The following is an 11,174-nucleotide window of genomic DNA, read 5'->3' as shown; positions in this document are numbered from 1 at the left end:
AATCCAATTTCAGATCATTGCTGATTAATTTAAGCAAAGTGTCAATACACTTTAATTCTTTATAACTCATATAAATCACCTCCTTATATAAGAAGTATACCAGAAAGGAGCATAAACATTATGCAAGATTTACAAGTATTTCAAAACTCACAATTCGGAGATTTAGAAATTTTAACTATCGATAACAAAGAGTATTTTCCAGCAATCAAGGTAGCGGAAGTTCTCGGTTATACAAATCCGCGAGATGCTATCTCAAGGCACACAAAAAAACGTGGGGTCGTGAAACACGACGTCATCGATTCGTTAGGTAGAAAGCAAGTTAAAAAGTTCATTGATGAAGGTAATTTATACAGATTAATCTCACGTTCAAAATTACCTCAAGCAGAGCAATTTGAAGAATGGATCTTTGATGAAGTTCTACCAGCAATTCGCAAACATGGAATCTACGCAACGGACAGCGTAATTGAACAAACATTACAGAATCCGGATTACATCATTACAGTGTTGACTGAGTATAAGAAAGAAAAAGAACAAAATTTACTTTTACAACAAGAAATCGGAGAGCTAAAACCCAAAGCAGACTATGTTGATGAAATATTAAAGTCAACTGGGACATTGGCTACAACACAAATCGCAGCAGACTACGGTATTTCAGCGCAAAAGTTAAATAAGTTGTTACATGAAGCTAGATTACAACGAAAAGTGAACAAACAGTGGGTTCTTTACTCAGAGCATATGGGCAAAAGCTATACAGAATCAGACACTATACCAATTGTACGCTCTGACGGTAGAGAGGATACAGTTTTGCAAACCAGATGGACTCAAAAAGGTAGATTGAAAATACACGAAATCATGACTGACTTCGGTTATGAAGCTAATTTAGGAGGAGTATAAATAACACCAGAACAAAAAGAAAAATTAAATGACATTGTACTGACTTTGTATGTTGCTAAGCAGGATAAAGGTCCAACATTTCTACATGGCGACACAACATCTGTGCGAGGAATTGGTACTATCGAACACACATATGAAGTAGATAGAGAGGAACATCTTGAATCAATGATCGAATGGGCGATTGACCAAATCGGACAACATTTTGACTTAGATGGAGAAGACGAGTAACAACACCCTACCCACAATCGAGAGGAATTAAAGGAGGAAACCACATGCAAGATTTAAAACCAATTAAAAAAGCAATCATTCTATATACTGCTGTAACAGTTATAGAACAATTGCTTAATCGACCTAAGAATCTTTATCCATTAAAGAAAAAGCATCAATCGAATCGAAATAAACAAATAAATGATCTAATGGGAATGTTGTAGAACCAGTAGTTACAGTTACATTTTTCAAATGTAAACCTTGAAACGGTTCTGCATCATCAACTAAATCATCTGTTAAAAAATGTAAATTACGCTGAATTGCATTGTCTGCTTCGTTTGTAGGATATGGTTTACCAGTAACAAAGGAACCATTGACTATTAAAAATAAATCGTCATCATTTTCATAAGCTTCTATAGCAAACTTACGGAATACAGAAACTTTATCTTTAGATTTCATAGTATCACCTCCTAATAAGGAGTATAGCAGAAAAATTATGAACAAAACCCACAATCGAGCGGGATTAAAGGAGGAAGCAACATGGAAGAAGAAAATAAAAAACCTCAAACTACTCATGGCAGTGAGCAGAATGAGGAAACTAGTATTGTTTTACCTATTGATAAAGGAAGAGTGAAAGATTCTATTCTTCTTTTAAAAACTTATGAACAACACTGTAAATAAGTGTTTCGTTATGTTTTTTAGAACATTCATGTAATGCAAGTAAATAGATATACTCATCTGAGAATTGACCATTCGAATTTGCTTTTAGTTGGTCAACAGTATTTTTGAAGTACTCACTGTTGGGATCGAATTGTTCATCTATTTCATTTGTTACTTTTCTAAAAAACTTTTCAAATTCATTCCAATCCATAAAATCACCTCCTAATAAGGAGTATAGCAGAAAAATTATGAACAAAACCCACAATCGAGCGGGATTAAAGGAGGAAACAAAGTGAACATTCAAGAAGCAACAAAGTTAGCAATGGAAAAAGGAGTTGCTATAAGACGAAATAATCAAAATGCATATGGAATATTACCAACCAATTTGGTTAATTACCAATGTTTGATTGTGACGAAAAATTATAAAACCAAAGGACAAACCGCCTACGCAAGGTGGCAGCCTAGCGCAGACGATTTAATAGCTGATGATTGGGTTTTAGAAAATTAACTTTTTCAAATCTTTAGTTAAACTTAAAAGGTTTTTGTAGTTTTTCTTAGTAAGATTTTCTGAATAAGCAATGCCTTCGCGGTTTAATGCCATTTCAGCAAATCCGTCATCTCCAGGTGCAACTGTTAACAACTTTTTAGATTTTAATTCAAAAACAGCATCAATGTAGTCTTCAAAATTCAATCCTAGAAAATATTTTTCGTGTGATTCTATATCATTTCCAAAATAAGAGGATGATCGTTTTGATTCACCATCCTCAATTTTATCGAGAAATATTGAATATAAATGAAGTAATACGAATTTAGCTTCATTAGTCACATTATTCACCTCCTTAGGTGATTATACCAAAACCCACAATCAATAGAACGAATTAAAGGAGGTAAAACGAAATGAGCAAACTCAAAGCAATTAAAATAGCACTCCTCTTATATATCGCTACAACGATATTAGAGAAAGTGCCGAAAAGAAAAAGACATGGAATTAAATTATCCATAAATAAAAACGGTTCATTCATTAAAAATTATTGAATGCGAGGTAAATACTTATCCTCTCTACTATTATAATCTAACGCCCAATTACTCTTGATGATGATCTTGTCAGGAAACTGAATGAACATTACATGAAAGCCGTTATCATATTGTTGCTCAAATATTTTTAAATCATCAGTTTGATAAATTTCATCATGCTGCATTCCATCTTGCCAATTTTCATATTCGTCAAGCCAAGGTGTATCTATTATAAATTCATTAGTACCACCATTCTTAGGAGCCTTGACTTCATAAGTAAAAGGGAATTTTTGGATATTAACCATTCTTAACACCCCCAATCCATCGCAGTAGCGATAAAACAATTATACATGAAAGGAGACGACACTTTATGATTATAAACTATTTAACTATAAAAGATATTCAAGTTCTAGCAGGAGTTGGTAAAAGCAAAGCAACCTCTATTGTAAGAGAGATGAACAATGAACTTAAGGAAGAAGGATTTATTGCGATTAGCGGAAAAGTCCCCGTTCAATTGGTGAGAGAAAAGTTTCCGTATTGTGATTTATCAGATGAAAAGATACGAGAGTTAAAAGAAATCACCGTATAAAGTAGGGGGTAATTAAAATGCATAAATCATTTTGGATAGCATATGTATTTTGTTTTGTAAGCACAACTATTCTTACATTTGTAACACAAGATTTCATTCTATCTTCAGCGATTTCTTTACTTCTGTCACTTGCGGTATATCTGTTCTTTTTAGTCTGGTACTACGAAGTAGATATATTCAATGACGAAGGTGAAGTAATGGATGATGGCGAAGAGTATATTACGTTATTCATTATCAAATATTAAAAAAGACTGCTAGCAACGGCAATTGCTAACAGTCAGGGTGTAATGTTTTAGAAACTTTTCACCCTCTAAATTACCAAATTCAGGAGGAATAATCAAATGTATTTTAAACAAGGTGCAGTAGTACGTCATAAATTCAAGGTAGACGGCTTTGAGTTTATGAGAGAAATCGCAAGAGAAGATGATCATATCAGTATTTTAATTTTGACTGTAAATAATGTTTACGTCACAGAAACAGCAGTCGCCAGTTTATCAGACATAGAAACTGCAGAAGAAATTATTAAACAAGATGTATATACATTTATTGAAGAACAGACAGACGAACTCGATAAAATCATGTCTTACTTTTCGAAAGGGTGGAATTAAATATGGCTAGCTTATATAACTTATCTGAAGGCTACAAAGAAGTTTTAGACAAAATGGATGAAGGTTATTCATTTGAAGATATTAAAGACACATTAGATGCAATTAAAGCTGATATGGACACTAAAGTTGATAACATTATCGGCCTCAAACGCTCAGCAGAAGGCGATGTTGAAATTATAAACAAAGAAATCAAGCGTCTGCAAACTCTAAAAAAACAGAAACTGAACCTATCTGATAAATTGAAAGGCTACCTACAGGACATGTTGGAGGTTCAAGAATTAACTAATTATCGTACCTCTAAAAACTATGTATTTAAGAAGCGAAATGCACCGAGCAAGTCAATTACAGATGAAAAGCTAATCCCTAAAGAATACTGGTTATCTCAAGCGCCTAAGTTAAATGCTAAGCAGTTGACAGACGACTTGAAAGCAGGTAAAGAAGTGCCAGGTGCTGAGCTTAAAGTGACTGAAAGCCTGGTGATTAGATGAGTGAAGAACAAGACATTTTACAACAACTAGGCATTGAGGAAATTAACGAAGATACCCAAAAATTTTACTCAATTATGGCTTATGGAAAATCGGGAACTGGCAAGACAACTTTGGCTACTAGAGAAAATAACGCTTTTATTATCGATGTACATGAAGATGGTACTCAAGTTACTAAAAAGGGTTTTGTTAAAAAAGTCGATAGTTACAACGCTTTTAGAAATACAGTAGCAAATATTGAAAAAATTATAACAGCAGTAAGAGCTAAAGGAGTACCCGTAGACGTCGTAGTTATTGAAACAGCTCAAAAATTAAGAGATATAACGCTTGCGCACGTTTTACAAAAAAACAATGTACCAAAAACTAGAATACAAGATTATGGTGAAACTTCTAAATTAATTGTTAATTCAATTAGGCACTTATTAAAAGTTAAAAATGAAATGGGTTTCCATGTTGTCCTTACTGGTCATGAAGGATTAAATACAGAAGATAAGGACGAAAACGGAAACATTATCAATCCTAGGATTTCAATAGAAGTACAAGCTGCAATACACAATAATTTAGTAACTCAATTCGACATTATAGGTCATACATTTATTGATGATCATACTGATGAAAATGGAAATACCACTCATGATTATGTGTTTTCAGTGGAACCCTCTAATTTATATACAACAAAGGTTAGGCATAAGCCCGAAATAACAATCAATAATCCAAAAATCAAAGATGCGTCAATTTCAAAAATTGTAGATATGGCGCAAAACGGAAATTAAAAATAAAGGACGGTAATTAAATATGAAATTCAATTTAAATTTACAAGGCGCACAAGAATTAGGTAACTATATGCAACCAGGTCAATACAGTGTTAAAGTTAGAAGTTTTGAAAGTAAAGAAAGCAAGAATGGACATCCGCAATTAGCAATTACATTCACGCATAAAGAAGAGGGCGAATTTACTCATTACGCTAATGGTGATACGTCAAATGATTTCGCTAAAAACTGGTTATACACATTCTTAAAAGCAATAGGAATTCAAGACAACAACGGTCAATTCAACTTTACTGAAAGAGATGTAATTGGTAAACCAATCAATATTGAACTTGAACGTAAATACAATGACTATACAGAAAAATGGAACACAGCATTAAAACGTTTTTGGAAATTCGACGGCACACCAATTTATGAAAAGGTTGGTATTAAAGAGAATGAAAAAAACGAAGGCAGTGAGCAATCAAGTAAACCAAATGTGAACGATAGTAATAATCAGTTTGCAAATGCGAATGGACCTGATATAAGTGATGATGATCTTCCGTTCTGATTGGAATGATATAAGTGTCAAAAATCATTAAATATAAACCAAATAATAATGGTTCTTATGATGTAGTTGTTACAGATGTAGAGATACCAGAGCAAGCTATAGAACTGCTAGATGTAAACCAACTTATTGATGTTGATTGTTCAGTGATAGATCCAAATTCTATCACTGGCAAGCAACGTCGTAAGATATTTGCGCTTGTCAAAGACATAGAAGCTCATACAGGACAGCCGATGGACTACATGAGGCATTTGTTTATAGAATTCGTTCGGACTTACTACGGCTACGACAAACACATATCATTAAGCGACTGTACACGTACCCAAGCAAACCAAATCATAGAGGTCACACTTGATTGGATATTTCATAACGATATCCCGTTAGCTTATAAAACAAGCGACCTGCTTAAACAAGATAAATCCTTCTTATATTGGGCTACAGTCAACCGTAACTGTGTTATCTGCGGTAAACCTCATTCAGACCTTGCGCACCATTACGCAATAGGTAGAGGTAAGAACCGTAAGACAATGAACCATTACGGGTATGAAGTGTTAGCGCTATGCAGAGAGCATCATCAGTCTCAACATAATATGGGCGTTGAAAGTTTTGATAAATTACATCATTTAGAGAACTCGTGGATTTCAGTAGATCAACGATTAAACGAAATGCTAAAAGGAGGAAAAAATAATGAGTAGACCAAAATGGAATAGCGAAAAGAAGAGAAAAATTAAAAGTGAACTGACTAACGGAATTAACAAATGTTTTATGTGTTCCGAAGTTTTAAATAGTGTTGATGAATTGCAAATTGAACATAAAATACCAGTTTCAAAAGGTGGTACTAACGAATTATCAAATTTAACTGTACTTTGTAAGAAGTGTAATTGCAGTAGAAAAAACAGAGTTGGAAACGAACATTTGAAAATTATACTTAAAAATATTGAAAAAGAGATGAATAAAATAAACATCGACTTACTCGCTTACGAAAAAGAAATCGGAACTCTTGATAACGGAGATATTGCAGAAATAATTGGTGAACTAAAAAGAATGTATACAGATTTCCACAACACATTGGTTGGAGAAGTTTTAGATGCCTAAAGATAAAATTAGAAGCAATATTGCTGGTTACGGACTTGTATTTAAGCGAGTAATGAAAGATACAACAATAAGTATTGAAGCTAAAGCGTTATACAGCTACTTATCTTCATATGCTGGTGCAGATGAAACATCTTTTCCAAGTGTGGATCTAATAAAACATGAATTAGATATAGGTAAACAAAGATACCAAAGAGCAAGGAAAGAGTTAGAAACAGCAGGATATTTACAAGTTAGCAGAAAGCAAAACGGTAATATCTACGGAAGTAATTTATACACTATTTACCATAGTCCTCGACGGGTTGATTCTCGACCGGTCGACGGTCAACCGGTTGAAATTCAATCGGTCGATAACCAGCCCACTACAATTAACAGTATTACAAATAACAATTATACAAATAACAGTAACACAATTAATAATAGCGCAACTGACGTTACGCGTGAGCAATTTGAGGAGTGGTGGCAACTCTATGATAAAAAGCTAGACAAAAAGAAAGCTGCATCACTATTCAAATCAGCACTTAAAAAACATGACTTCGACACTATCATGAACGGTACTAGAGAATATCTAAAAACAATCACTAACAAACAATATCAAAAGTACCCTAAAACATTTTTAGGCCAAGAAAGTTATCTAAACGACTTTACACAAGAAACAGTACCTAATGGAATGGATCAACTAGAACGAATGAAATACGACCCTAGTTATTGGGATTAGGAGGATGTAGATGAGAAGGCTACTAAACCCACAGATAAAACAGAAATTAAAGCAATACGAGCCTACTAATATCGAATACGGATTGTTTTGTGAGAAATGCGGTAAGAAATACGACCTGCACAAGTTTGATAGCGGTTATGAATTCAAAGACGGTTGCGAGTGTTCAATGATTGAAGCTGGCAAACAAGCAGAGAAACAACGTAAACAAAAAGCAGTCAATCAGATATTCAGACAATCTACAGTAAACGCATCTATCAAAGATGCTACTGTAAGAAATTATCAACCTAAAAATGCAGACCAAGAGAAAGCTAAAAACACAGCGATTGAATATGTTACTACTTTTTCAACTGATAAACCTAAATCATTAATACTTCAAGGTTCATACGGTACAGGTAAATCACACCTTGCCTATGCGATTGCCAAAGCGATTAAAAAAGAAGGGTATTCAGTAGCTTTTATGCATATACCAATGCTTATGGAACGTATTAAAGCAACATATAACCGCAATGCAGCAGAAACAACAGACGAATTAGTTAAATTACTGAGCGGTATTGATCTGCTTGTCCTAGATGATGTAGGTGTAGAAAATACAGAACACACATTAAACAAACTATTCAGTATTGTCGATAACCGCACAGGCAAAAACAATATCTTTACTACTAATTTCAGTGATAAAGAATTAAATCAAAACATGAACTGGCAACGTATCAACTCACGTATGAAGCACAATGCACGAACGGTACGGATGTTAGGTGATGATTACAGGGAGCGAGATGCATGGTGATGTTAACCAAAGAGAATATCATTGAAATATTAGGATGTAGTCCAGTATATGCTCAGTACCACATAGATAAAGCAAACGGCGACCCTTATAAATTAAAGAAACAAATAGATAGGGAACAGATGAAAAGAGCATATACGCCCGGCGTGCGTCAAATAGAGGTGTCTTATGGAAATAGAAATTAAATTCAACGAAACACATAAAGCACCTATCGGTTCACCAAGACCGAGATTTGCGAATAGAGGAAAATTTGTACAAACCTATATGCCTGCAACTTATACGGCGCATAAAGCTTTTATACAAAAGCAGATGCCTAAACTTATGTTGGAAAATAGCGTGATTGTAACGTTGAAATTTATTTTCACACCACCTAAAAGCTGGAGTAAGAAAAAACGTTTGGCAATGGTCGGCAAGTATAAGCGTACAAAGCCTGATGTAGATAATCTGATGAAAACTGTTTTAGATGCCGGCAATAAGCACCTGTGGAAAGATGATAACCAAATCGTAGATGCAAGAACCTTAAAGCAATACGGTGATGAAGCTAAAATCATCATGGAAATCGAGGAGGTAGATTAATTGAATATCGACAATGACGATGTAGAAATGCAATTCAAATGCACAGTGACGTTTACAGCTAAAGTCAGAGATACATTTAACAAACATGAAAATACACAAGCTATGGAAGATAGTTTGATCAATAAAATTCATAAGGAACCAGAAGCCTACATGGATGATTTAGAAGTCACAGATGTAGAGCGGTTATTGTAGGAGGTTAGAGTAATGTCTAGAAATACAATCTATGTAAATAATAAAGCGGTGGCGTTGACACCTGAAGACATGCGTCAGATTAAATGCAAGGCCTTGAATTTATTGCTGGTTGAAAAACGTATGAACCACGGATGGAGTAAGGAAGAAGCGACTACCCTGCGTAGAGATTATATAACTAAATGGGGTTCTATTTATTGGAGAAGAGATTTTCCAGATGTAACTTTATATGTACCTTTGAATGAAATGCAGAGAATCAAGATTGAAAGATACCAAATCAATAAAAAGTATCAAGAAGGCAAGAGTTTTGAAGAAATCATAGGAGACGACTTTGAATATTATCTTGAAGAACATAAACCAACATTTAACGTAGACGAAATAGAAAAGAAAAAGAAGTTAGCAGAACAAGCAGAAGCACGCAGAAGAAAAGAGCGTCCTTGGTTATATGACGGTACACCGCAAGTCCATTTGCGTGGCAAATACACACAATACCTTATGGACACATCTATCTATCCAAAGGCGGTGCGTTAGATGAGAGAAGTAAAAGAATTACACGTAGGCGATGAGATTATTCTTTGGCAGTATCGTGGATTGAATGTGCAAGGACCTAATGGAGATGACGGTCATGCAGGCGTAGTAATTAGGGAAATTAACAGGAATGATGAACAATCATTGTTAGTTAAATTGAAAGGCATTGATGATCCGTTCGAGTTAACAGATGAGGATTACTTCGACAAGCTTCCAATATCTTTTAAGAAAGCTGAACATTTTGAAGATTGCAAAAACAACTCAGTGCACCAACCTAAACATTACCAGTTCGGTCAATTTACAGCAGCAATGATTATTGAGTTAGTAGGAAGGACTTATAAATCAGCTCCAGTCTTTTATCACGTAGGCAACGCTTTAAAATATTTGATGCGTGCGCCTAGAAAGAATGGATTGGAAGATATTAAAAAAGCGAGACAGAGCATTGAATTTGCGATTGAGTGTTGGGGTAAGTAGATGCGTGATTTATCAAACACAATTAAACAGCGTTTCAAATCAGATACACGAGGACGTAGTTTAACGCAACTAGAGCAAGAGTTACAGGTCAGAGGTGTAAAGGGGTTTGTGATTGATGCAAGCCCTACACGCATCACTGCAATCGTTGCTAGAGAGGATTATTTGAATAATAGGAGGAAATGGGATGAAACCTAAATTCAGAGCGTGGGATTCGTTAGAAAATAAAATGAGATATGACATAGGAGTTATTGAATTTAATGCATTCGATAAAAACGTTAGTGCATTAGCTTTTAATCATCACCTTGACGACACGGGTTACGGGGAAGTTGATAACTCGCAATCTGAATATTACGATGCCCTTTGTTTTAAACTAATGCAGTACACTGGTCTAAAAGACAAAAACGGAAAAGAAATTTATGAGGGCGATATTCTTAAGTGGTTGGGACATCATGGTCATGGTTGGCAAGCTACAATATATGGTTTTATCACATATGAAAAGGAGCAAGCAAGATTCAGATTAACTGAAGATAACAACGAATATTATGAAGATATTTATCGCATTTCAAAAATCGGGGAAGTTGTTGGAAATATTTATGAAAACCCTGAATTACTGGAGAGGAGCAGTGAGTGATGAAATACAAATACATGGAAAAACAAGTGGAAGGTGCTAAAGCATTGGCAGAAAAGTACCCACACATGCAAACACATCAAGATATTTACAAAGAGCATGTAGAGGTGCTGGAAAAGGCAAAGGCGTTTGATGAAGTAATTAAAGCAAGTCAGAAAGAAAAAACATATGAACAATTAGGTTTTACGACATCAAGAATAGCCAGTGAATATTGGAGGGACAAAAGCAATGACTAAACTACAAATCAAATTACTATCAGAAAACGCAACAATGCCGAAACGCGCTAATGAAACTGACGCTGGCTATGACATTTACGCAGCTGAAACTGTGATACTTGAACCGCAAGAGAAAGCGATTATCAAAACTGATCTAGCAGTCAACATTCCTAAAGGATATGTGGGATTACTCACTTCAAGA

The 11,174-nt window shown here is 34.7% G+C and carries 27 protein-coding genes; 23 read left to right on the top strand and 4 right to left on the bottom strand.

Annotation, left to right across the window (positions count from 1 at the left end; genetic code table 11):
- The first annotated feature begins 120 nt into the window (after positions 1-120).
- Both CD112_RS10155 and CD112_RS10150 read left to right on the top strand, forming a co-directional pair.
- Complete coding sequence (locus CD112_RS10155; protein WP_103364250.1) at positions 121-894, top strand: phage antirepressor; 774 nt, start codon at positions 121-123, stop codon at positions 892-894.
- A complete protein-coding gene (locus CD112_RS10150; protein ID WP_057510932.1) occupies positions 895-1,122 on the top strand; it encodes a TscA family type II toxin-antitoxin system antitoxin in 228 nt (75 codons plus the stop codon).
- Positions 1,123-1,245: 123 nt separating this feature from the next.
- On the opposite strand, the gene CD112_RS10145 is transcribed toward CD112_RS10150, so the two are convergent.
- Positions 1,246-1,560 carry a hypothetical protein gene (locus CD112_RS10145; protein WP_060803541.1) on the bottom strand — a complete coding sequence of 105 codons (315 nt, stop codon included), beginning with the start codon at positions 1,558-1,560 and terminating at the stop codon, positions 1,246-1,248.
- Positions 1,561-1,641: 81 nt separating this feature from the next.
- Here CD112_RS10145 and CD112_RS13640 point away from each other — a divergent pair, with 81 nt between their 5' ends.
- A complete protein-coding gene (locus tag CD112_RS13640; protein ID WP_015978164.1) occupies positions 1,642-1,782 on the top strand; it encodes a hypothetical protein in 141 nt (46 codons plus the stop codon).
- Here CD112_RS13640 and CD112_RS10140 read toward each other — a convergent pair.
- On the bottom strand, positions 1,742-1,972 hold the full coding sequence (locus CD112_RS10140; RefSeq protein ID WP_015978143.1) for a hypothetical protein: 231 nt from the start codon (positions 1,970-1,972) through the stop codon (positions 1,742-1,744). The genes CD112_RS13640 and CD112_RS10140 overlap by 41 nt on opposite strands.
- 81 nt (positions 1,973-2,053) lie before the next feature.
- On the opposite strand from CD112_RS10140, the gene CD112_RS10135 reads away from it, so the two are divergent.
- On the top strand, positions 2,054-2,269 hold the full coding sequence (locus CD112_RS10135; protein ID WP_103364249.1) for a Thoeris anti-defense Tad2 family protein: 216 nt from the start codon (positions 2,054-2,056) through the stop codon (positions 2,267-2,269).
- Here CD112_RS10135 and CD112_RS10130 read toward each other — a convergent pair.
- Positions 2,258-2,587 (bottom strand): hypothetical protein, encoded by a 330-nt coding sequence (locus CD112_RS10130; RefSeq protein WP_103364248.1) that lies wholly within the window; start codon positions 2,585-2,587, stop codon positions 2,258-2,260. The two genes, CD112_RS10135 and CD112_RS10130, sit on opposite strands and share 12 nt — an antisense overlap.
- Positions 2,588-2,658: 71 nt before the next feature.
- Here CD112_RS10130 and CD112_RS13635 point away from each other — a divergent pair, with 71 nt between their 5' ends.
- Positions 2,659-2,796: a hypothetical protein gene (locus CD112_RS13635; RefSeq protein ID WP_156423345.1), complete on the top strand. Its 138-nt coding sequence runs from the start codon at positions 2,659-2,661 to the stop codon at positions 2,794-2,796.
- Here the strand turns inward: CD112_RS13635 and CD112_RS10125 are convergent.
- The gene (locus tag CD112_RS10125) at positions 2,790-3,080 is read right to left on the bottom strand and encodes a hypothetical protein (protein WP_060804181.1); all 291 of its coding nucleotides are present in this window, start codon (positions 3,078-3,080) and stop codon (positions 2,790-2,792) included. The genes CD112_RS13635 and CD112_RS10125 overlap by 7 nt on opposite strands.
- 65 nt (positions 3,081-3,145) lie before the next feature.
- On the opposite strand from CD112_RS10125, the gene CD112_RS10120 reads away from it, so the two are divergent.
- The 18 genes from CD112_RS10120 to CD112_RS10030 all read left to right on the top strand — a co-directional run.
- Complete coding sequence (locus CD112_RS10120; protein ID WP_060804182.1) at positions 3,146-3,364, top strand: hypothetical protein; 219 nt, start codon at positions 3,146-3,148, stop codon at positions 3,362-3,364.
- A gap of 17 nt (positions 3,365-3,381) precedes the next feature.
- Positions 3,382-3,609 (top strand): hypothetical protein, encoded by a 228-nt coding sequence (locus CD112_RS10115; protein ID WP_103364247.1) that lies wholly within the window; start codon positions 3,382-3,384, stop codon positions 3,607-3,609.
- A 96-nt stretch (positions 3,610-3,705) separates the two neighbouring features.
- Positions 3,706-3,972 (top strand): DUF1108 family protein, encoded by a 267-nt coding sequence (locus tag CD112_RS10110; RefSeq protein ID WP_103364246.1) that lies wholly within the window; start codon positions 3,706-3,708, stop codon positions 3,970-3,972.
- A 2-nt stretch (positions 3,973-3,974) separates the two neighbouring features.
- On the top strand, positions 3,975-4,460 hold the full coding sequence (locus CD112_RS10105) for a siphovirus Gp157 family protein (protein WP_103364245.1): 486 nt from the start codon (positions 3,975-3,977) through the stop codon (positions 4,458-4,460).
- Positions 4,457-5,230 (top strand): AAA family ATPase, encoded by a 774-nt coding sequence (locus tag CD112_RS10100; protein WP_103364244.1) that lies wholly within the window; start codon positions 4,457-4,459, stop codon positions 5,228-5,230. Before CD112_RS10105 ends, CD112_RS10100 begins: the two co-directional genes overlap by 4 nt.
- Positions 5,231-5,252: 22 nt before the next feature.
- Positions 5,253-5,774: a single stranded DNA-binding domain-containing protein gene (locus CD112_RS10095; protein WP_103364243.1), complete on the top strand. Its 522-nt coding sequence runs from the start codon at positions 5,253-5,255 to the stop codon at positions 5,772-5,774.
- Positions 5,775-5,788: 14 nt separating this feature from the next.
- Positions 5,789-6,466 (top strand): putative HNHc nuclease, encoded by a 678-nt coding sequence (locus CD112_RS10090; RefSeq protein WP_103364242.1) that lies wholly within the window; start codon positions 5,789-5,791, stop codon positions 6,464-6,466.
- Positions 6,459-6,866: an HNH endonuclease gene (locus CD112_RS10085; protein WP_103364241.1), complete on the top strand. Its 408-nt coding sequence runs from the start codon at positions 6,459-6,461 to the stop codon at positions 6,864-6,866. Before CD112_RS10090 ends, CD112_RS10085 begins: the two co-directional genes overlap by 8 nt.
- Entirely contained in the window at positions 6,859-7,581 is a 723-nt protein-coding gene (locus tag CD112_RS10080; protein WP_103364240.1) for a helix-turn-helix domain-containing protein, read from the top strand. Before CD112_RS10085 ends, CD112_RS10080 begins: the two co-directional genes overlap by 8 nt.
- Before the next feature lie 10 nt (positions 7,582-7,591).
- Positions 7,592-8,365, top strand: a complete 774-nt coding sequence (locus CD112_RS10075) for an ATP-binding protein (RefSeq protein ID WP_070468927.1) — start codon at positions 7,592-7,594, stop codon at positions 8,363-8,365.
- A 165-nt stretch (positions 8,366-8,530) separates the two neighbouring features.
- Entirely contained in the window at positions 8,531-8,938 is a 408-nt protein-coding gene (locus tag CD112_RS10065) for a RusA family crossover junction endodeoxyribonuclease (protein ID WP_103364239.1), read from the top strand.
- On the top strand, positions 8,939-9,130 hold the full coding sequence (locus CD112_RS10060) for a hypothetical protein (protein ID WP_103364238.1): 192 nt from the start codon (positions 8,939-8,941) through the stop codon (positions 9,128-9,130).
- Between the two features lie 12 nt (positions 9,131-9,142).
- A complete protein-coding gene (locus tag CD112_RS10055; RefSeq protein WP_103364237.1) occupies positions 9,143-9,658 on the top strand; it encodes an SA1788 family PVL leukocidin-associated protein in 516 nt (171 codons plus the stop codon).
- The gene (locus CD112_RS10050) at positions 9,659-10,129 is read left to right on the top strand and encodes a DUF3310 domain-containing protein (protein ID WP_103364236.1); all 471 of its coding nucleotides are present in this window, start codon (positions 9,659-9,661) and stop codon (positions 10,127-10,129) included.
- A complete protein-coding gene (locus CD112_RS10045) occupies positions 10,130-10,324 on the top strand; it encodes a hypothetical protein (protein ID WP_103364235.1) in 195 nt (64 codons plus the stop codon).
- Positions 10,314-10,760 (top strand): YopX family phage-derived protein, encoded by a 447-nt coding sequence (locus CD112_RS10040; RefSeq protein WP_103364234.1) that lies wholly within the window; start codon positions 10,314-10,316, stop codon positions 10,758-10,760. Before CD112_RS10045 ends, CD112_RS10040 begins: the two co-directional genes overlap by 11 nt.
- The gene (locus tag CD112_RS10035; RefSeq protein WP_103364233.1) at positions 10,760-10,993 is read left to right on the top strand and encodes a hypothetical protein; all 234 of its coding nucleotides are present in this window, start codon (positions 10,760-10,762) and stop codon (positions 10,991-10,993) included. Before CD112_RS10040 ends, CD112_RS10035 begins: the two co-directional genes overlap by 1 nt.
- Positions 10,986-11,174: dCTP deaminase/dUTPase family protein (locus CD112_RS10030; protein WP_506546931.1), on the top strand; the 189-nt coding region annotated here is incomplete at its 3' end. The genes CD112_RS10035 and CD112_RS10030, both read left to right, overlap by 8 nt.

This window comes from Staphylococcus simulans (genome assembly GCF_002902285.1).
In the GTDB taxonomy this organism is placed as follows: Bacteria; Bacillota; Bacilli; order Staphylococcales; family Staphylococcaceae; genus Staphylococcus; species Staphylococcus simulans.
The sequence above is the reverse complement of the archived record's forward strand: the minus strand, read 5'-3'. Positions and strand labels throughout refer to the sequence as shown.